The following is a 19411-nucleotide window of genomic DNA, read 5'->3' on the forward strand; positions in this document are numbered from 1 at the left end:
AAGTCTTGAATTTTTTCAAAACTTGAGGTTTATTAACGACAGCTTTTTACTTTACTTAGTTTTACGTTTGATCTTTTTCTTAGTAATTTTACTTAACTTCTTTTGATCAACAAGGTTAATCTTTCCCAACGAGTTAATCAAGATTACTTTGTCTTTTTCTCCAAATTTTGCATCCATAATGACATGCCTCCCTTTTCAAAACAGAAAACCGTCACTTAAAAAGTAACGGTTCCCATAGACGATAACTAAAAAACTAAAAAATTCTAAAAACTAATTCCTAACACACCTGTATTCTAACTTAGATTTTATTGGTTGTCATGATTTCTGCTTATATTTTTATCATCATTTTGAATGGCTTCAAATTGATTTAATTTAGTAATTGAAGGAATATTTAGGATACAAAATTAATTGATTAACTTCTTGCTTGTCGGTATTATGAAATTAGGACTTTTAAGTGTAAGGAGGGATTTAATGGAGGCTCCCAATGTAAGTACAGTTCGCTTTTTCTGGGTAACAGTTTTAAATGTTTTAATTACCGTTGTTGAGATTTTAGGTGGACTGTTTTCTGGAAGTTTAGCTTTGCTTTCTGATGCATTTCATAATCTAAGCGATTCAGCTTCAATTGTGATTAGTTATATTGCTCAGCGAATTGCTAATAAACCTGAAACACCTCAGCGTACTTTTGGTTATCGCCGAGCAGAAATTTTATCCGCCCTTTTGAATGCGGGATTGTTGATTGTAATTGCGTTATTTATTGTAATTGAGGCCGCTAAACGATTTATGCACCCTGACCATGTTAACGGTGATATTATGACGGTTGTTGCGGTGATTGGTTTATTGGCCAATTTTGTTTCAGCAGCGCTTTTACATAATGGAAGTCGTCATAGTTTAAATATTAAGGCGACCTACCTTCATATTTTAGCCGATGGTCTTTCATCGATTGGGGTTGTAATTACAGGAATCGTATTGATTTTCTGGCATATTACATGGCTTGATCCGATTGTTTCTGTATTAGTTGCCTTTTACATTGCGTATGAGGCCCTTCCAATTATTCAAAAAACAATTAATATTTTAATGCAAGCTGCACCAGATATTGATTATGATGCGATCAAGGAAGATATTACAAGCATTTCGCAGGTCAATTCGGTCCACCATGTTCATGCTTGGTTGATCGATGAGCATCATACGATGTTTTCAGCTCACATTAATTGTGAAGATATTAAATTAAGTGAAGTTGAACCGATTTATCGTCAGATTAGTAAATTACTAAAAGATAAATATCATATTTCGCATGTTACGATTCAAGCTGAGTGTCAGCGAGGAATTAATGAAAAAATGTTTGATATTGATCGCGATTAAAAAAATACGACATGATGTCGTATTTTTTTAATCTTTTAAATTCCATTCAGCTAAAAATTCATTGACGAAGTTACGCATAAATTTAGTTCGTTGATGGGCCAGTTTCTTTCCACTTGAGGTATTCATTAAATCCTCTAACGTAAATAGTTTTTCATAAAAATGATTGATTGTGGTTTCCCGTTTTGTCCGATATTGATCATGTGAAGTCAATTCCATAACCGGAATACGCGGATCGTAAATTGGATTATCATGCTTACCACCATACGCAAATGCGCGGGCAATGCCAATTGCACCGAGGGCTTCGATACGATCAGCATCTTGAACATATTGCCCTTCTACTGATAAATGGTGTTGATGCTTAATGTTTTTTGAAAAGGACATGTTTTGAATCGTATCAAAAATATTTTCGCAATCATGACTAGATAGTGCTTGAATTGTTTTGAGATTGTGAATTTGAGTTAGTCGTTGGCTAATATTATCAGTAACTTTTTCATCGATCGTATCATGTAAGTATGCTGCAATTTGAATAATAAAAATTGCGTGTTTATTTGGGATAGCGTGATCGGCAACATATAATCGCGTAGCAAGTTGCGCAACGCGGTTAACATGGAAGTAATCATGGCCTGTAATATCGCCATCTAAACATTTTTTAGCAAAGGTTTTAATTTCGGTTAAATCGTCATTCATAAAATCCCCTCCTTGGATATAGTTTATCATTTCTGTTAGGCTCAAAGTGAACTTTAAAAATATCAAAAAACGCTTATCATGAATTATGATAAGCGTTTAAAGCTTCCGTTTAAATCCGAATTTTTTTACCTTCCTGATTAAGTTTATATAATGTTAATTCTTTAGCTGGAATTTCTTGAACTTGTTCCATTAAAGTATCCATTTTCTTTTGATCTGATTGTTTTTCTTCATCAGAATAATTCTTCTGAATATTAACTAATTCGTCATAATAATTAGAGTCTTTAGCATAATCCCAGAAAACATTACCATATAATACATCCTCATAATGCCATGGCTTGAGATAAAGATTATAGTGAATGATCTGAGGGTTCTCTTCTTTTTTAGCCGGCATTGCATTCCAATTTTGTGAAATCTTTAATACATGATTATTGGCAATCGCATTCAGGTAATCCTGGTCAGGTGCGACGGTTTTAGGATGGTATGTATTTAAGATATTTAAGAAATGTTTGGTAAATTTCAAATCACGGAATTTCTTCAAGTTCATCAGTAAGACACCCGAATTGATATATGTTTCAACCGGAACACCAGAACATTTTTCAGCATAATTAATCAGGACTGGATCACTTTCAACGAATGTATCTGAACAGCCAGCAACTAAATTATCCTTTAAGTCAATCTGATAAAGTTTTGAAATATCACCAGGGACAACGGTATCGGCATCCAAATAAATTCCCTTATCATATTGCGGAAACATGTCAGCAATAAATAAGCGATAGTAAATGGTTAACGTGAAGTAGTCGCACCGAAGTGAATTATTATCATTGCCAAAACGTTCTTTGAAGTTCTGATCAATTGCTTCAAAGGAAATTGAAAAATTATCATTCTCTAAGGCTTTAATTTTTTTCTGATTTTCGTTAGATAGTTTTTGATATAAAATAACAATTTGATAATGATAATCTTTGCTTGCATTTTTAATCATTGATCCTAAGCTAACTGATAATAATGGAGCATAATAATCATCAATTCCATAAAAAATCGGAATAACTTTTTGCATAATTCAATCTCTCCTTACAATAAACATAAACAAATAGTATGGTATAACAAAATAAAGCTTACTGCAAAATGATTCATATAATTAAAAAGATGCCTATTAGATAATAAAAAAGTGCAAAAAAAGTCTTTATAATTATGGTTATACCAAAACTATAAAGACTAAAAGTTAATTTTTAAAGTTTACCAACTAAGTCCATTCCAGGTTTTAATGTCTTATCCCCTGGTTTCCAATTTACTGGGCATACTTGATCGCCATGCTTACGAACAAACTGAGCAGCTTCAAGCGTCCGTAATATTTCATCAGCACTCCGTCCAATTGACATGTTATTAATTGTATATGACTGAATCACGCCATCTGGATCAATAATGAAAACTCCACGGTATGCTTGACCTGATTCTTCATCGAGAACATCAAATGCCCGTGCAAGTTTACCAGCTGGATCAGCTAACATTGGGTATTGAATCTTTGCGATTTCAGGGGATGCGTCAGTCCATGCTTTATGTACAAATTCTGTATCTTCTGAACATGAATAAATTTCAGCGCCTGCTTCTTTAAATTGATCGTATAGCCCCTGTAAAGCCTCTAATTCAGTTGGGCAGATAAATGAAAAATCTGCCGGATAGAATAATAATACACTCCAATGACCTAACATATCTTTTTTAGAAACGTCAATTATTTTACCATTTTGAAATGCTTTAACTTTGAAATCATCAATTTCTTTACCAATATAATTCATTAAAATCACCTCTAATGTCATTATATATAAATTGGTCTAAAAGAAACAAATGTTTTGCACAATTAATTTGTGGCCAATTTAAAAAGCACCAGAATAAATCCTGATGCTAGCTTCTGTTTTTAACTGGTGCTATTATGAAAATCTGAGAAGTAAAAAATTCTGCTTTTTATTTCTTGATAAATGTTAAGATATAGATTGTATGTTTTATTAAAAGAGAATTGACGAAAAAAATAATAGTATTTTAGTAAGTTATAAAACAGAAGCGGAATAAATAATTATTCCTTTTTTATTATCGCATATGTCTCATTTAATGTTAATCTTTTTTTAATTTACCTAACATTGTTATTTATTATTAGTTTCGAAGTTTAATGAATACTACAACTAATTGATTTTTTAACTAATTGACGGTTAGTTTTTGATTTAAAAATTTTAAAATAATAAATAAAAATATTCAGATAATTGCAAAACTTATCCAGCCTATTCCAATTCCAAATTTATCTGACACCATTCCGTTCTTACAATAATGCTTAAAGTTAATGATTCTAAATAATTAGAAAACGATGTAGTCAATGTATAATTTTTATTCGAAGTAATTTTGTTTTAGTTTGCAATAAACTAACTTGGATAAATTAGTTTAATAGCATTATCAATTTATGTATTAAAAAATTGGATTAATTTTGATTTATAATGTGGTATCACCTCAAGTAATGTTTATTGTTGCCATTGTTCTTATGATATTCGTGATTATCCTTTTGAATTTAAATATTAAAAAATAGTTTTTCAAAGCATTGTTATCTAAGACAAAGTTTTTTATTAGAAAAAACTTTATTGACAGATAAATATTCCCTTCTTATATTTAGTGTTTGGATTCAATCATCTGAAATGTAGGATTATAGGAGGAAGTTTATGAAAAAGAATTATCTTTCAATTCATGACAAATTGTTTTTAATATATAGCCTAACTATGAAACTTGAAAAAGAAAAGCTTTCGAAAAGTCAGTTCAATGATCTTTCTGTTAATGACCTGCACATTATTCATATAATTTCGCTTGAAAAGAATATCACGATTTCACAAATTGCTAAATTGATGGCAGTGTCTAAAGCTGCGTTAACTGGAAGTATTGATAAATTAGAAAGGCTTGGATATATTGAACGTGTTCCGAGTAAAACAGATCGTCGAGTTACTAATATTCGGTTTACTAAAAAAGGAAGATTACTCTCGCGATTACATAATCGAGAACATGTTGCTTTTACAAATTCTTTACTTAAAAATTGTAATGAGTCAGATAAAGCAAAATTAAATAAAATTCTTGATCAATTAATTCTAGACTTAGAAAGTAAAACAGGAGACAAATAAAAAATGTCTCCTGTTTTTTTACATTATAGCTTATTGACTTAAACTTCCCCCTACGTAATAAGTTCAAAACAATTTTACTAAATGTTAATATTATTAATAGTTAAGTTTCTTAACCATTTTTAATATATCATAAATCAAAGAAAAGAGGAATATATTTTGTTATCTTTGCAAAACGTTTCTAAAACTTTTGATGATCAAGTAGCTGTTATTGCGGTCGTTTATTTTAATTACATACGTTAAGAAGAACATATGTATATTCAGTCTTATTTTCCCCTTTAAACCTTGCTAATACTGTAAAGCAGATATTATAGAGTACCGCTGCTTCATTCATTTCTGATCAGCAAATTAAATATACGTATATTAAAACGCATAATTGATTTATTATGCCAATTTTGATAATATTTAATTAATTTATAAGGAGATATGGAGTATGGATAACGTTGAATTCAGGAACATTTATAAAAACTATAAGGTGAAAAAACGATCAAATAATCTTTTAACAGATTTTTTTCATCCGCAATATATAACTAAACATGCATTGAGCAATGTAAGTTTTAAAATCCCTAAAGGACAAATTGTCGGATATATTGGCCCTAATGGAGCGGGAAAATCGACGACAATTAAAATCATGACAGGAATTTTAAAACCGTCTCATGGAATTTGTCGTGTTTTGGGTTGTGACCCAACTAAAAATCATAATGAATTTGTGCGGCAAATTGGTGTTGTATTTGGAAATCGTTCGAATTTAGTGTGGGATTTGCCGGCAATTGATTCGTTTAAGATGATGAAAGAGATTTACGAAATTCCCAATGATAAATTTGAAAAGCAGTTACATATCCTAGCTGAAAGTATTGGAATTCAGCATATTTTAGAAGTTCCAATTCGGCAAATGAGTTTAGGCCAACGAATGCGTTGCGAACTTGTAGTGGCGTTACTCCATTCTCCTAAGATTTTATTTTTAGATGAACCAACGCTAGGACTTGATGCGGTTTCGAAAATTGCAATGCATCGTTTTATTAAAAAAATTAACGTCGAACAAAACATAACCGTTATTTTAACAACTCATGATATGAGTGATATCAAAGAATTAGCCCAACGAATTATTGTTATTGGGAACGGATCAAAATTATATGATGGTTCACCAGATAAAATTATTAATAAATTTAACGACATTCGTAAAGTCGTCATTTCCCTTAATCCAGCTAACTGTATCAATTCAAGGATTAATGATCATCTTAAAAAATATCGAATTATTCAAGAATTAGAAAATGAAATCACTCTTGAAGTTAAGGAAGGACAACAGCTAAACGAATTGATCAACTTTATTTCACAACAGCTAAACATTGAAAATTATACAATTCAATCTCTTAATACTGAGGAAGTGATTGCTCATTTTTATGAACAACATACGGAGAAAAATCATGAAAAGATATTTTAGTGTTTTAATGGTTGAATTTAAAAAAAGTTGGTTATATCGTAATGCAGCCTTTGCAAGTATTCCCCTTTTCTTTATGCGCGGGTTACTATCAATTGCAATGCTTTTAGCTTTTAGCCAAATTAATCATAGTCATCCGCAACAATTAATTAATTACTTTTGGCTTATTAATCTTTTTTACCCTATCGTTTCTGCATGGGTCGTTGATTACGATTTAAATACGATTATTAAGTCAGGCAATGTTGCATATGAATATATCAAGCCGCTTAATATTTATGGATCATGGTTTATGCGAGTAATTGGTCAGCGCTTATCTCAATTATGTTTATCGAGTTTTCCAATTTTACTGGTTATTTGTTTCCTTCCAACTGGATTTAAAATGCAGTTAACGATCAGCCTTTCAAAAGGATTGCTTTTTTTATTAACAATAATATTAGCTCTTATTTTAAACGTTGTTTTGTCATTGTTAGTTTATGTTTCAGTTTTTTATACCTATTCCGTTATTGGATCGCTTTTAGTATTTGGATCGATTATGGAATTTACAGGAGGTACAGTTATCCCCTTTAGCTTATTTCCAATTGGTTTACAGCATATATTTAAGCTTTTTCCTTTTTGGTATGGGTCAGCATTCCCGTTTCAATCTTTAACTGGTCAACTTACTTTTTATCAGATAATTCACGGGCTGCTTCTTCAAATTATCTGGATTGTCGTTGCTGCAGCTTTAGGTAATTTGTGGCTCAATCATCAATTACATCGTATTGAGATTCAGGGGGGATAGTTTTGAAAAAATATTTATTTTTATTGGCTAAAACCATTAAATCTCAACTTGAATATAATCGGTCAGTATACTTACTTATTCTTGGCGAATTTATTGCTCAATTTACGTTCATCTTTAGTTTTTTGATTCTTTTTAAGTCATTAGGAAATATTAAAGGTTATACCATTAGTCAAGCGATCTTGATCTATGCAACTATCAATATTTGTTATACCTTAGCTGAAATGTTTGGCAAAGGAATTAATGATCTTGCAAAGCTGATTCGCAATGGAAACCTTGATGTTTACTTAATTCGTCCAATGTCTGTTTTATTACAAGTTATGGGAAATGCTTTTGAGTTTTCAAGAGTCGGAAGATTGATACAATCGTTGTTGATTTTTTTAATTACGGTATGGACTAGTCATATTAAATGGAATTTCTTAAAAGGAAGTGAAATGCTACTAATAATTATTGCGGGAATAATGCTGTTTCTTTCAATTTATTTATTTTTTGGAACGTTGTCATTTTTCACGACCCGTCAAGTAAGTATTTCGGTGCTCTTAATGGGCAGCGGATCAGACATTCTTCATTATCCGGCAAATGCCCTGCCTCGTGGGATTCGATTTATCTTAATGTATCTTCTTCCTTTTGGGTGTATAAATTATCTTCCCTTTAAATATATTCTTGGATTTTCTAATAATTATTTATTTTGTTTAACACCATGGATATGTTTCTTATTTTTTATTATGGTATTTGCTTTTTGGAAAACAGCACTATCAAAATATTCATCAACTGGTTCTTAATAATCAAGGAGGAAAATGATGTATCAAATTGAATTAAAAAAAATGAAATTTCATTCTCATATTGGAGTTCACCCTGAAGAAAAAATGGTTGGTCAAGATTTAGAAATCGATTTAAGGGTCCAATTAAATATAGCCCCTAATCTTCAGGATAAACTTTCAGATTATATTAGCTATGCCAAATTCTATTCAATTATACGTGATATCGTAGCAACAAGCCGGGATGATTTGATTGAAACCGTTGCTAAAAAAATCACAACTTCAATTAAAAATAAATATCCCAAGCAAATCGCTTGGGTTGAAGTATGTGTAAAGAAAAAAACACTTCCAATTGATGGAATTATGGAAAGCGCAAATGTCATTTTAAAGGAGTAACTATGAAAGAAATAAATATTGTTTATTTATCATTAGGGACAAATTTAGGAAATAAGGTTTTGAATTTAAAAAAGATAATCAAAGCATTTGAAGATGACCCGCAAATTGAAATTTTAAAAAAATCCAGTGTATTTGAAACTTCACCTGTTGGCGGGATTGAGCAAGATAATTTTTATAATATGGTCATCAAGATATGTACGACTTATTCCCCAAATGAATTACTTAAAGTTATTCACTTAATTGAAAAGCAATTAAAGCGAATAAGGAACATTCGTTGGGGGCCGCGAACGGCGGATATCGACATGCTTACCTTCAACAACCAAGAAATATCAACTTCTTGTTTAAAAATTCCACATCCAGAAATGTTAAACCGTTTGTTTGTTTTAAAACCTTTGTTAGAAATCACGCACTCGGCTTTTTATAGCTATGAAAAATTAAAACAAGCAGAAAAAAAGATTTTACAAAACGATGATCAAAAAATTATTAATAAAGGAGCTTTGAAATGAAGGATAATATTGAAAAGATTATTACACAACTTTTAGAGAGCATTGGTGAGGATCCTTCTCGTCCGGGAATTGTTGAGACTCCTAAACGAATTGAAAAAATGTATCAAGAAATTTTCAGCTCAATTAACCAGGAAAATTTTACGGACTTTAAGCTCTTTGATAATGATGCAGTTAATGAAAATCAAGACATTATTGTAACGGACATTCCATTTTATTCGATGTGCGAGCATCATATGTTGCCGTTTTTCGGAGTTGCGCATGTAGCATATATTCCGAATGATAAGATTATTGGGTTAAGTAAAATTCCACGCCTTGTCGATTTTGTGACTAAAAAGCTGACTTTACAAGAAAAAGTCACCCGCGATATCGCCCTTCAACTTAATAAAATCCTTCATCCTAAAGGGGTTGCTGTTCAAACGGAAGCAAGGCATATGTGTATTGAAATGCGTGGAATTAAAAAAACTAATTCAACTACGAAGGTCAAATATTATGATGGAATTTACCAAGAAAACAATCATATGCTAGATAATTTTATCTCAACAATCAACGGTTAGGTAATCAGATGGCAGTAAAATTAAGTGACTTTCAGTATACCCTATATGACCAACAGGACCGAATTCCATTTTTAAAACAGCTGATTGCTAAATTAGGAAATCCGGATAAAAACTTTAAGATTATTCATGTTGCCGGTACAAATGGTAAGGGGTCAACGGCAACCATGATCTCCAAAATTTTATCGGCTCATGGATATAAAGTCGGCCTCTTTACAAGTCCTCATATAATTAGTGAATGCGAATGCATTTCAATTAACGGACAACAAATAACGCCTTCAGATATTACTACAAACATTCTGAAAATTAAAAAAGTTATTACCAATGATTTAGGATTGGATATGGTTAAAAATATCTCGCAATTTGAAATTTTATTGGTGGTATCATTACTGTTTTTTGATAAGGAAAACGTTGATTATGCAATTTTAGAATGTGGTTTAGGCGGAGCAACCGATGCAACTAATGCTATTACAGCAAGTCAATATGAAATTTTTACGCACATTGCCCTTGATCACATTAAGGAGTTGGGCAATACCCTTGAAAAGATAATCCTAAATAAGGCAGGGATTATCCGCGAAAATTCCAATGTGATCGTCGCACCCCATCAAAAAGATGTTGTAAAAAAAATCCTTACTAAACAAACGCAAAAACATAATTCAAAAATTTTCTTTGCAACTAATCCCCCTTCTCATAAAAAAATTTATTTTTCGGCGGATTATCAATATGATAATTTTGCAACGGTGCTTAAGTTTTTTGAAATTTTTGATGATGGAGCGATTTCACCTCAAGAATGCATTCGAATCATTAATAACTTTCAACTAAATGGGAGGTTTGAAACACTCAGCCAATCGCCGCAAGTTATTTTAGATTGCGCACATAATCCAGATGGAATAACGCGGTTTGTAGAAACGGTAACTCAAAGGTTTAAAAACAAAAACAAAATTATTATTACGGGGTTTTTAAAAGATAAAAATCCGCATAAATGTATTGATGTTTTGGCCTCTTTGGATGCTCATTTTATTGTTACCACCCCTGAAAATGGACGCAAATGTGATGCTAGTGATTTATTTAAATATATTAGGAAAATGAATTACGCATCTTTTGAACTTCAGCCGCAGCCATTACAAGCATATCAAGCGGCAATTAATCAATCGGATGAAGATACAGTGATCTTCATCGTAGGCTCATTTTACTTAGCAAGACCAATTTTAAATTACTTACGAAAAGGAGAAAAATAATGAAAATTAATAAAATCAGCGGGAATTATGCAAATGATATTGTGTTAACTTGGGAACTTGGCGATTTTTCTGCGCAACAATTAGATTTTATTAGCAATCATTCTAAAAATTTATTTAAAGACGGTTCAAAACAAATGTGTGTGTTAAATATCTTTCAACTTGAAAAGATTGCTCAAGAAATTCCCGCCTTTGCAACAACCTTTAATAATGAACGAATTATCTGGTCGGGAAAGAATTTTAATTTTGATCTAACCACCTCACCGATTATTTACGCAATCTTCAACCTCTCTCCGGAATCATTTTTTACTCATGAGTCTGATGATGTAAATACAGTATTAAAATCGGTAGAAGAAAGTCTAGCCAATGGTGCTAAAGTTATTGAACTGGGAGGTAAATCAACTAAACCAAATTATGACAGTTCTGCAATCACTCCTGAAGTAGAATGGAATCGCGTTAAAAAGTTCTTAGTTCCGATCAAAAAAAACTTTCCAGACAGTATTGTTGCCGTTGATACCTACAACCTTGAAGTAATGAAAAGAAGTCTTGATTATGGGGCTGATATTTTAAACGACATTACCGGATTTCAAGAAGAAGCCAAAATTCAACTTCTTAAAACCCAACATCCAGCAGTTCTTCCTATGTTTAATGATCGTGAAGTTAAATATCGTGATCCAATTAAATCAATGGTAAGTTTTTTTGATAAGTTGGTAAGCAAAATGGAATCAATTGGAATTCCGCGGGAATCAATCTTATTAGATCCGGGTATTGGCTATTCGCACAATTCATCATCTAAGGAAGACGTTGCAAAATTAGCTTCATATAAGGAATTATCCCAATTGGGCTGTCCATTACTGACGGCCATTTCACGAAAGAGTTTTATGGGGAAGCAGTTCCCTAATGCGGGTTCACTGGAAATGACCCTTTTATCTGAATTAAGAACCATCCAAAATGGAAGCCGGGTTTTACGTGTTCATGACATTAAAGAAACCAAAGATTTAATAAACTTTGTAGGATTAACAATTTAGTTATCAAGTAATTCCAGCTTGTTTTTCAATAATTACCAATAAAGTGCCCTGAATTTGCGTTAATCAGGGCACTTTTTATTTTAATTTTTGGCAACCGAAAAAAATTCCGCTAACCAAAACGATTAAAGTAATAACGTTCATATAATTGAAAATATCGATCTTTTGAATTATGACTCCGCCTAAAATAGAATTTATAAGCGAAACGCCATCGATCAACATTGTTTGGAGAGCAACGTATTGGTGTATTTTTGGGGGTACGTGCATTTGAAGACGATATAATACAAAAAGTTCCAGAATAGATAGCATAAGCCGTAGTAAAAATATACATCCAATGAAACAGTTCGTGTTATGGATAACTGATGGGATGCTAAAGAAAATTAAAATGCTAATGAATGAAATTATTAAAATATTATTTTGATCAATGTTATGTTCGTTAATGAGTTTTTTAGAAATGATTCCCCCGATTAAATCAGCAATGCTTAAGATGAATACAAGCATTGCATAGCCGAAGTTAACGTTTTTTGATGTATTACTGATATACATAATTCCGTATGCGTCAACAAAGGATTTAAAAAGATTTAATAAAGAAAAAATGACAATTATTTTAGTCATTTTACCAAATTGAATTTTCTCTAATTTACATTCATTTGGTTCATCTTTAGGTGGAGATTGTAAAGGATTAATTTTAACCCTGACCGTTTCAATCAAAGAAATTAATGTAAATAAGATATCGAGTCCTAGAATCAGTTTATTAGAAATAAACTGATGCATTATCAAATAGGATGGAATAACTAATAACCGGCTTCCGTTAGAAAAGATTTTAAGTTGGCGGTTAAAAGCTAATAGTTTTTGCGAATCAGTAATGACATCTAAAGTTACCCGTTGAAAGGCTAAATTACTTCCAATCGCAAAAGTTTGTTCCAAGAATACGCAAAGCAACGCTAACCAAATGTTATTAGTAAATACAATTCCGCTTAAGACGAAAACGCGTAATATATCAAACATGATTAAAGCCTTTTGGTCGTTTAAGCGGTCGATTAATTTAGCTAGTTTTTTACTAACTAAAATTCCGGGAATAGTATACGAAGCAGATAAAATCCCCATCATAACTGGATTTTTATTCATCGAATAGATAATTACTACAATTACAAAATAATAAAACCAATCGCCAGTATCATTAAATATTCTTGAAGCTAATAATTTTTTATTCATTATCATTAACCCTTATTTCGTTAGTAAAGTCATCAATGTAACAACTAATAATACTAAAACATCAAATTTTCCAATTTTTTCTTTTAAGATCCAACTGCCGAAAACCACTCCATAAAGTGAGGTCATATTTAATAAGACCCAGGCAATTCCAGAAGTTTTCGAAGAAGTTGCGATCGTAAATGCAATTTGTGCTGCAATCGTTAAAACTGCCCGCAAAGCATATGCGATAACTACCGGTTTTACAATTTTAATTGAACCAGAATTAGTAAGGAAATTTTTGGATGTTGTAAATAATGAAACGAACGAAATTAACAAACGCAAATAAATCGTAATAATTGTAAATCCCATTAACTCCGGAATACCATGAATATCACTTACTAAGATTGGAGAAAAAGCGGATTGAAGCGTTAATAAAGGAACGATTACTAAAATTCCCTTTATCCATGTTTTAAATTCAATTTTTTGAGTACGCGGCGAAAAAGCAAGCAATCCGACAATTAGTGTTGAAATTAATGAAATGGAATACTGTTTGAAACTGAAGTAAGATGTCGTTAATGCTAAAGCAAGAGGAATAAAAATATCAGAAAGTTTTCCTGAAATAACGGCATCAATCAAAGGTAAATGACGGTAAAGATAACTGTATCCGTATGCAACTAATTGAACCAGCAACGCATAAATGAAGATTCGCCCCCATTGTTGAGGCCGTAATAAAAATTTTAAAGAAATAAAATGCTGTAAGACAATCAGAATGATAGTTGCGAGCCCGGTTGCCAAAATATTATTAATAAAATTGACGACGAATAAGTTTCCGTTACGATATCCCATCTGATAGCGGTCGATTACACTGATTACTCCGCGCGATGTTGATGATATTAATGCTGCTAATATACAAATCATAACTTCCTGGCCTTTCATAATTTGTAGATATTTTTTCATTAATCCTTAAAGTAATAACAATTCAATTTCAAACAAGCGGCTTTAACAAATCCATTTTTTTCATAAAAGGCGTTAGTCTTAGCGCTGTCATCAGTGATTAAAACTTTTTGCCGCACATCTGAATGCTGATCACAGATCTTTTTTAATAAAAGCGAACCGACACCTTGATGCTGGTACGCTGGTCTGACTAAGAGATCTTGGATATAAAGAATTGTCTCGTTATCGCCAACAGTTCTAATTAGCCCGATAAGGTTGCCGTTATCCCACGCCGTCAAAACATCTAACGAATTATGTAATGCGCGAAATAACTTACAAGGATCCTTAGTATATTCTGTCCACCCCCACTGATTCGTATAACGCTAACAATTGTTTTTGATCTTCAAATTTTTCATTTTTAATATCCATGATTGCTTTCCCCCTTTTTAAACTCTTTAAATTGAACTTCCATATTTAATATTTGATAATGCTCTTAATCTTTTAAATTTAGATAGTTGTTCTGCGGTTAATGAAATTGAATTTTCGCGTAAGCATTTAGCAGCTTCTAGGTTGAATGTATTAAGAATATTCGAAACTGGAATATGAGGCGCTTTTAACTCATTAATATATCTTAAGATTAAGTCTTTTATTGGTTTTTCAGTAAAAGAACTATATAATGCATTTAAAATTTGTAACGCATTTTGGGCCCTTTCTTGATTATCTGCAAACCACTTCATCATCATTTTCCCCTCCTATTAAGCTAGTAAATTATTGATTAAGTTTTAATTTACTGGCGTTCAAAATGATAAGTGCAATCCCTAAAAATAAAATTGAAACAATTGGTAAATACTGAATTGCGGCAGTGTTTAAAAACATCTGACCCGCAAAACTACCAAGACTTGCCCCTAGATTTTGGGCAGTTGTATTAAACGAAAGTGCCGTATTACGGTATTTATTTGTTAGTTTGGTAATTAACATTACTCCAAGCGGCCCGGTAATCCATTGCGTGGCGTTCCATAAAAACAAAATAATCCAAAAAATGATCAAATTAACACGGGCAACGCATAACATTAAAATAGCAGATCCTAAAAATAAAATTAACGCCATTTGATAGAATATCTGCGGCTTTTTCTTATCGCCTAAACTACCACCAATTTTAGAACCGACTAAGCTGCCGATTCCGAGAATAAGCATCGAAATTGTTAAATATCTATTTGAATATCCAATTTTATTAGAAAAAGGAGAAAGGTATGCGATAAAACTTGCATTGGCAGCCAACACTAACATGGTGATAATAATAATTGATATGAATTTAAGTGATTCGTCAGTGTTTTCCTGCCCCAAAGCTTGATTGTTTTTCTTCGTGACAGCTATGTTATCCGTTAATATTAATTTATCAGAATCAATTCCAAAAATGATGGTAACAATTGCTGAAAGAACTGAAATGATGAGAAAAATATATCTCCAATTTAAATATTCACCCGCAAAGGTACTTAAAGGAAGCCCAATGGCATTGGCTAAACTAAATCCCATATAAACAGTTGTAAGAATTGAACCGGAATGGGTAATGATTGCAGCCTGATTTAATAAGCGCACTACAAGTGTGGCAGCGCCAATGGCTGTAACTAAACGGCTAACAACTAGCATTGAAAGGTTTTTACTAAAAAATGCAAGTAGATTTCCTAACGTGAAGATAATAAAACTTGTAATAATCACGGGCTGATCATGAACTTTATTTAATACTGTGTTAATAATCGGACCACTAATTGCAAATGTTAAAGTGTAAACTGAAATCAAGATTCCTAGTGATCGACTAGGAACTCCTAATCCATTAGCAAGATTACTAGTAATTCCAACCGTTAACATTGCCATGATGCCCGTGAGAAATGTACTAATACTGTAAATTACACTTCGCATAATATTTTCTTCTAAATATCCAATCCTTTATGATTTATGAAATATTCACATATATAACAATTAAGTTAATATAAACATATATTCACATTAATGTCAATTTAATTTAGGAACTATATTACTAATACAAACCGTTAATATACGTATATTTATAAAAAGATTATTTTTGATAATGATATAATGTAAAAAAACAGTTTAGGGAGAATAAAATGACTAGTGATATAAAATCTGGAATTAAGTTTTGTTTACTTCTATTGATATTTATTCTGATTGTTAATACTGTATATGCAACAATTAAATTAATTATTGATTTTAGAAGTAACGTACCAACTAGAATCGCTTTAAAAAATTTAATAAAAAATATAACAAATGGAATAACTGAAATTCTTTCATATTTATCCTTTTAATAAAAATATGTATCTAATAAATAATAATTTATAAAAGTGTGATAACAGTCATGTTTAGTATATATTTAAACTGTATTTTAAATATCGCTTTAATTATTCATATTTTTAAAGTATACTTTAAAAATATGCTACAATGTTATTTGAATTAAAGTATATTTTAGAAGATTGGAGATTAATCAGATTGAAGTATGTGAAACGAAAAGAATATCTTGATTTTTTGCATCGCCACCAAGATAAGAAAATTATTAAGATTGTCTCTGGTGTTCGCCGATCAGGCAAGTCAACCCTTTTTGAATTGTTTAAGAACGATTTACTTGATGAAGGGATTCAACCTGCTCAATTAATTACAATAAATTTTGAAGATATGGATAATGAACCGTATACTCAAGCAGACAAGTTATATCATTACATTTCAAAACAGTTGATTCCAGATAAAATGAATTATGTCTTTTTAGATGAAATTCAAAATGTTAATCACTTTGAAAAAGCAGTCAATTCGTTATTTTTAAAGGATAATGTTGATTTATATTTGACGGGCTCCAATGCATATTTTTTAAGTAGTGATATTGCAACGGTATTAAGCGGACGCTATGTTGAATTAAAGATGTTGCCATTATCGTTTAAAGAATATGTGGAATGGAATCGTCAAAATAACAATACCAAAAAGAATGAAGAACTGTTTGATCAATATTTAGAAAGTTCATTTCCGTATACATTATTTATTGGTTCTGAGAAAGAAAAACTTGAATATTTGCAAGGAATTTATTCAACGGTGATTTTAAAAGACATTGTAGCTCGGCTTTCAGTTCGTGATGTTGAAGTTCTTGAACGAATTATTCAGACTTTGTTTAGTGATATTGGAAGCTTAGTAAATGTAAATAAAATAAAAAATACTTTGGTAAGTTCAGGATATAAAACATCTAATCCTTCAATTAGCAACTATCTAACAGGAATTACAGACAGTTTAATTATGTATCCAGTAAGTCAGTATGATATTCGTGGACGCCAATTATTAGGTGCTCAGAAAAAATATTATGCTGTTGATGTTGGGCTTCGGCGATTACTGTTAGCAGACCATCAGCAAGATTTTGGCCATGTTATCGAAAATATTGTTTTCTTGGAATTGAAGCGTCGTGGATATGAGGTTTATGTTGGCAATACGGGGAAGTACGAGGTTGATTTTGTAGCGATTGATGCCAAGCAAAATATTAAATATTATCAGGTTTCATTAACAACCTTAGATAAAAAAACACTTGAACGTGAGTTACGTTCGTTACAGGCAATTAATGATCAATATCCGAAGTATTTAATCACATTAGATCAAATTAATCGAACGGCAAATTATAACGGAATTCAAAAAGTAAACTTAATTGATTGGCTTTTAAACTCGTGAAGTGAGTGTGCTACAACAGAAAGTATTAAATAATGCTTAAGTGTCGTTATGAAGAAGAACTACCCATTCTTGATATTAAACGTAATTTCATATAAAAAACGCCCGAATGAATTGGTTAAATTCAAACGGACGATTTCTTTATATACACGTACTAGTTAACCTTTTAATACTTGTTTAAGGCTATCAAGCACCCAACAAGCATTGGTACAAGGATATTTTGTAAAGAATAACATTATGGATACCTAACTGCTGGCTAACAGTTAGTTTTTTTATTTTATGCACGTTGTTTAAACAAAATATACCCTAAATAAATATGGTTTATAAATTATAATTAGTCTTAATCAAATCTCTTTAGCGATAAGTAGAATTTAAGGTAAATCATAAGGGAGTGGATAATTTAGAAAAATAAAATTTAAATTAAATTATGCTTCTTGTTCAAGATTTCTAATTTCACGTACAAAGTCTTTACGAATATGATATGAGAATAATAAGGCAATTACATCAATGATGATAAATGCAATAATTGTAACGGTGTATGTATGCAACAATTCATGGGTAACCGATAATAATACAGGACCAACTAAGCCTGCGACTGCCCAGGCTGTTAAAACATATCCGTGAATTGCACCTAGCTCTTTAGTACCGAAAACATCGCCAAGGTAAGCAGGAATAACCGAGAAACCTGCCCCATAGCATGAAAGTAATAAGCAAAGGGCAATTGTAAAGATAAATGGCAGTTTGAAAATCAACATTAATGCCAACATCAAAATATCAACAATAAAAATCAATGAGAATGTATTCGGACGACCGATATAATCTGATAAAGTTGCCCAAACTAATCGTCCAAACCCATTGAATAAACCAATAATGCCGACCATTACGGCTGCTTTGGTAACCGTCATTCCAGTCATTGACTGGGCCATTGGAGATGCTGCTGATACTAATCCAATTCCGCAAGTGATATTAATGAAGAACATAAGCCATAACAAACGGAATGAACGTGTTTTTACAGCTTCATTAGCTGTAAATTGTTTGCCATCAAGGAAAGTTGATTTAATTGTTGTTTTAGAATTTTCAACCTTAGGAATTTCATTTTCACTTGGTCGTTTGATAAATTGTGCAGAAATAATCATCACAACAAAGTATACTAAACCAAGTACATAGAAAGTATTGACCAAACCAATTGCTTTAATCAAGGCTTGAGCAACAGGACTTGTAAGCAATGCTGCAAATCCAAATCCCATGATAGCTAAACCAGTTGCCAATCCGCGACGATCAGGGAACCATTTGATAATGGTAGAAACGGGAGTAACATACCCTGCACCTAATCCGATTCCGCCAATTACACCATATCCTAAATAAAGTAATGCTAAGGAATGTAAATGAATGGCTAATCCAGTAAGGGCAATTCCAGATCCAAATAAAATACTTGAAACAGTTCCTGTAATTGTTGGTCCAAATTTTTCAACCGCTTTTCCCATAAAAGCAGCGGACATCCCAAGACAGAAGATCGCAAGACTAAAAGCAAATGAAACGGATGCCTCACTCCAATGTGTCTGAGCAACAATTGGTTTTGAAAACACACTCCACGCATAAACTGATCCAATCATTAAATGAAACATTACTCCAGCAAATGCGACTACATTACGATTTTTTTTCAATCTTTTTTCCCTCCAAAATTTACAATAACCCGTTAA

At 31.7% G+C, this 19411-nt stretch carries 18 protein-coding genes and 2 pseudogenes; 10 read left to right on the forward strand and 10 right to left on the reverse strand.

The window, feature by feature from the left end; translation table 11 throughout:
* Positions 1 to 51: 51 nt before the first annotated feature.
* Positions 52 to 177: a hypothetical protein gene (locus tag FC64_RS07525; protein ID WP_268888290.1), complete on the reverse strand. Its 126-nt coding sequence runs from the start codon at positions 175 to 177 to the stop codon at positions 52 to 54.
* A 294-nt stretch (positions 178 to 471) separates the two neighbouring features.
* Here FC64_RS07525 and FC64_RS06325 point away from each other — a divergent pair, with 294 nt between their 5' ends.
* Positions 472 to 1359: a cation diffusion facilitator family transporter gene (locus FC64_RS06325; RefSeq protein ID WP_057907059.1), complete on the forward strand. Its 888-nt coding sequence runs from the start codon at positions 472 to 474 to the stop codon at positions 1357 to 1359.
* A gap of 27 nt (positions 1360 to 1386) precedes the next feature.
* On the opposite strand, the gene FC64_RS06330 is transcribed toward FC64_RS06325, so the two are convergent.
* From FC64_RS06330 to FC64_RS06340, 3 genes are all read right to left on the reverse strand, one after another.
* Positions 1387 to 2046: an HD domain-containing protein gene (locus tag FC64_RS06330; RefSeq protein WP_057907060.1), complete on the reverse strand. Its 660-nt coding sequence runs from the start codon at positions 2044 to 2046 to the stop codon at positions 1387 to 1389.
* Between the two features lie 109 nt (positions 2047 to 2155).
* Positions 2156 to 3100 carry a glycosyltransferase family 8 protein gene (locus FC64_RS06335; RefSeq protein WP_057907061.1) on the reverse strand — a complete coding sequence of 315 codons (945 nt, stop codon included), beginning with the start codon at positions 3098 to 3100 and terminating at the stop codon, positions 2156 to 2158.
* Between the two features lie 172 nt (positions 3101 to 3272).
* On the reverse strand, positions 3273 to 3836 hold the full coding sequence (locus tag FC64_RS06340; protein WP_057907062.1) for a peroxiredoxin: 564 nt from the start codon (positions 3834 to 3836) through the stop codon (positions 3273 to 3275).
* Between the two features lie 906 nt (positions 3837 to 4742).
* On the opposite strand from FC64_RS06340, the gene FC64_RS06345 reads away from it, so the two are divergent.
* The 8 genes and pseudogenes from FC64_RS06345 to folP all read left to right on the forward strand — a co-directional run bounded on the left by FC64_RS06345 (position 4743) and on the right by folP (position 11876).
* A complete protein-coding gene (locus FC64_RS06345; protein WP_057907063.1) occupies positions 4743 to 5192 on the forward strand; it encodes a MarR family winged helix-turn-helix transcriptional regulator in 450 nt (149 codons plus the stop codon).
* 430 nt (positions 5193 to 5622) lie between these two features.
* Entirely contained in the window at positions 5623 to 6630 is a 1008-nt protein-coding gene (locus FC64_RS06350) for an ABC transporter ATP-binding protein (protein ID WP_057907064.1), read from the forward strand.
* Complete coding sequence (locus FC64_RS06355; RefSeq protein WP_057907065.1) at positions 6614 to 7405, forward strand: ABC transporter permease; 792 nt, start codon at positions 6614 to 6616, stop codon at positions 7403 to 7405. The genes FC64_RS06350 and FC64_RS06355 overlap by 17 nt, the downstream gene beginning before the upstream one ends.
* 2 nt (positions 7406 to 7407) lie before the next feature.
* Entirely contained in the window at positions 7408 to 8184 is a 777-nt protein-coding gene (locus FC64_RS06360) for an ABC transporter permease (protein WP_057907066.1), read from the forward strand.
* 18 nt (positions 8185 to 8202) lie between these two features.
* Positions 8203 to 8556, forward strand: a complete 354-nt coding sequence (folB, locus tag FC64_RS06365) for a dihydroneopterin aldolase (RefSeq protein WP_057907067.1) — start codon at positions 8203 to 8205, stop codon at positions 8554 to 8556.
* 11 nt (positions 8557 to 8567) lie between these two features.
* A pseudogene (gene folE / locus FC64_RS06370) lies at positions 8568 to 9616 on the forward strand (GTP cyclohydrolase I FolE).
* An 8-nt stretch (positions 9617 to 9624) separates the two neighbouring features.
* Complete coding sequence (locus tag FC64_RS06375) at positions 9625 to 10851, forward strand: bifunctional folylpolyglutamate synthase/dihydrofolate synthase (protein ID WP_057907068.1); 1227 nt, start codon at positions 9625 to 9627, stop codon at positions 10849 to 10851.
* The gene (folP, locus tag FC64_RS06380; RefSeq protein ID WP_057907069.1) at positions 10851 to 11876 is read left to right on the forward strand and encodes a dihydropteroate synthase; all 1026 of its coding nucleotides are present in this window, start codon (positions 10851 to 10853) and stop codon (positions 11874 to 11876) included. The genes FC64_RS06375 and folP overlap by 1 nt, the downstream gene beginning before the upstream one ends.
* 75 nt (positions 11877 to 11951) lie before the next feature.
* On the opposite strand, the gene FC64_RS06385 is transcribed toward folP, so the two are convergent.
* The 5 genes and pseudogenes from FC64_RS06385 to FC64_RS06405 all read right to left on the reverse strand — a co-directional run bounded on the left by FC64_RS06385 (position 11952) and on the right by FC64_RS06405 (position 15917).
* Entirely contained in the window at positions 11952 to 13088 is a 1137-nt protein-coding gene (locus FC64_RS06385) for an MFS transporter (RefSeq protein ID WP_057907070.1), read from the reverse strand.
* A 12-nt stretch (positions 13089 to 13100) separates the two neighbouring features.
* Positions 13101 to 14024: a hypothetical protein gene (locus tag FC64_RS06390; RefSeq protein WP_057907071.1), complete on the reverse strand. Its 924-nt coding sequence runs from the start codon at positions 14022 to 14024 to the stop codon at positions 13101 to 13103.
* Positions 14024 to 14429: pseudogene (locus FC64_RS06395) on the reverse strand (GNAT family N-acetyltransferase). The gene FC64_RS06390 and the pseudogene FC64_RS06395 overlap by 1 nt, the downstream one beginning before the upstream one ends.
* Before the next feature lie 26 nt (positions 14430 to 14455).
* Entirely contained in the window at positions 14456 to 14740 is a 285-nt protein-coding gene (locus FC64_RS06400; RefSeq protein ID WP_057907072.1) for a hypothetical protein, read from the reverse strand.
* 28 nt (positions 14741 to 14768) lie between these two features.
* Positions 14769 to 15917: an MFS transporter gene (locus FC64_RS06405; protein WP_057907073.1), complete on the reverse strand. Its 1149-nt coding sequence runs from the start codon at positions 15915 to 15917 to the stop codon at positions 14769 to 14771.
* A 537-nt stretch (positions 15918 to 16454) separates the two neighbouring features.
* On the opposite strand from FC64_RS06405, the gene FC64_RS06415 reads away from it, so the two are divergent.
* On the forward strand, positions 16455 to 17714 hold the full coding sequence (locus FC64_RS06415; RefSeq protein ID WP_057907075.1) for an ATP-binding protein: 1260 nt from the start codon (positions 16455 to 16457) through the stop codon (positions 17712 to 17714).
* A gap of 422 nt (positions 17715 to 18136) precedes the next feature.
* Here the strand turns inward: FC64_RS06415 and FC64_RS06420 are convergent, their stop codons facing one another.
* Positions 18137 to 19375, reverse strand: a complete 1239-nt coding sequence (locus FC64_RS06420) for an L-lactate MFS transporter (RefSeq protein WP_057907076.1) — start codon at positions 19373 to 19375, stop codon at positions 18137 to 18139.
* Positions 19376 to 19411 lie beyond the last annotated feature (36 nt).

This window comes from Ligilactobacillus araffinosus DSM 20653, from assembly GCF_001435375.1.
Lineage (GTDB): Bacteria > Bacillota > Bacilli > Lactobacillales > Lactobacillaceae > Ligilactobacillus > Ligilactobacillus araffinosus.

Excerpts from the sequence above, each read along its gene's own strand:
- FC64_RS06335 (WP_057907061.1), bottom strand. The coding sequence starts at position 3,100 with ATGCAAAAAGTTATTCCGATTTTTTATGGAATTGATGATTATTATGCT.
- folB (WP_057907067.1), top strand. The coding sequence starts at position 8,203 with ATGTATCAAATTGAATTAAAAAAAATGAAATTTCATTCTCATATTGGA.
- folP (WP_057907069.1), top strand. The coding sequence starts at position 10,851 with ATGAAAATTAATAAAATCAGCGGGAATTATGCAAATGATATTGTGTTA.
- FC64_RS06405 (WP_057907073.1), bottom strand. The coding sequence starts at position 15,917 with ATGCGAAGTGTAATTTACAGTATTAGTACATTTCTCACGGGCATCATG.
- FC64_RS06345 (WP_057907063.1), top strand. The coding sequence starts at position 4,743 with ATGAAAAAGAATTATCTTTCAATTCATGACAAATTGTTTTTAATATAT.
- FC64_RS06325 (WP_057907059.1), top strand. The coding sequence starts at position 472 with ATGGAGGCTCCCAATGTAAGTACAGTTCGCTTTTTCTGGGTAACAGTT.
- FC64_RS06415 (WP_057907075.1), top strand. The coding sequence starts at position 16,455 with ATGTTATTTGAATTAAAGTATATTTTAGAAGATTGGAGATTAATCAGA.
- FC64_RS06340 (WP_057907062.1), bottom strand. The coding sequence starts at position 3,836 with ATGAATTATATTGGTAAAGAAATTGATGATTTCAAAGTTAAAGCATTT.
- FC64_RS07525 (WP_268888290.1), bottom strand. The coding sequence starts at position 177 with ATGGATGCAAAATTTGGAGAAAAAGACAAAGTAATCTTGATTAACTCG.
- FC64_RS06375 (WP_057907068.1), top strand. The coding sequence starts at position 9,625 with ATGGCAGTAAAATTAAGTGACTTTCAGTATACCCTATATGACCAACAG.
- FC64_RS06385 (WP_057907070.1), bottom strand. The coding sequence starts at position 13,088 with ATGAATAAAAAATTATTAGCTTCAAGAATATTTAATGATACTGGCGAT.
- FC64_RS06400 (WP_057907072.1), bottom strand. The coding sequence starts at position 14,740 with ATGATGAAGTGGTTTGCAGATAATCAAGAAAGGGCCCAAAATGCGTTA.
- FC64_RS06330 (WP_057907060.1), bottom strand. The coding sequence starts at position 2,046 with ATGAATGACGATTTAACCGAAATTAAAACCTTTGCTAAAAAATGTTTA.
- FC64_RS06390 (WP_057907071.1), bottom strand. The coding sequence starts at position 14,024 with ATGAAAAAATATCTACAAATTATGAAAGGCCAGGAAGTTATGATTTGT.
- FC64_RS06350 (WP_057907064.1), top strand. The coding sequence starts at position 5,623 with ATGGATAACGTTGAATTCAGGAACATTTATAAAAACTATAAGGTGAAA.
- FC64_RS06355 (WP_057907065.1), top strand. The coding sequence starts at position 6,614 with ATGAAAAGATATTTTAGTGTTTTAATGGTTGAATTTAAAAAAAGTTGG.